This window comes from Carboxydocella sp. ULO1 (genome assembly GCF_002049255.1).
Classification (GTDB): Bacteria; Bacillota.
This window is the reverse complement of record NZ_BDLQ01000059.1, coordinates 1-717: the sequence shown is the minus strand read 5'-3', so window position 1 is coordinate 717 and position 717 is coordinate 1. Positions and strand designations below refer to the sequence as shown.

1 pseudogene is annotated in these 717 nt (G+C 48.5%); it reads right to left on the bottom strand.

What is annotated here, in order from left to right:
* Positions 1 to 717, bottom strand: a pseudogene (locus ULO1_RS09075) (IS200/IS605 family element transposase accessory protein TnpB); the annotation flags it as partial.

Here is a 717-nt window from a genome sequence, read left to right as displayed (position 1 = left end):
TCTTCAGTCACCCGTTCCCTGAACCCCATTGCCCGACGACCTATAACCAGTGCCGCCGCGCAATGCACCGGAACGGCGTAACGTTTCATATACTTCCAGTAACCTATGGTGGACGTGTGCCGGGGTGATACTAACTTGAAAGGCACCCTTTCTTTTATCGCTCTTCGATACATTGCCCCTACCATTTTCGCAAATGGAAAATTGGAAGCCATTCGGTTAAACTTTTTATTAGTGTCCAGTCTGTCTTTGCTAAAGTTCAGATTTTCTAAAACAATTGGTTTACCTAATAAGAAAGCTATATCTACCACTACTCTGGCTAAAACGCCTATCAGGTAGCTGCGTCGGAAGCTGGAAGCATGGGCTAAGTCTGGTATTCTGATATAAAGAAAGCCGTTCGGGTAAGGGATAACCTGAAACTCTCCTTCGTACTTGCCCAGGTTGCCGGGATAAGGAATATTAAAACCCTCCGGCCACGGTTCCGGCTGGCCGGAAGCGCTAACGTTACACAGGGCTACCCCATCAGGGTTTGTGTCTATAGCCAGACAACCTTTAGCAAAGTCCGGTTCCTGCACCCTGACCACTTCAAATGTCAAATGTACCAAATAGTGTCCTTCCAGGGTGCGGATCAGTTCTACCGCATAGGGTAACTTCATGGCCAGCCATATCTGCACCAGTTCCCGGTGTTTTTCCGGCAGCCACAACTTACCCTCAACCCTG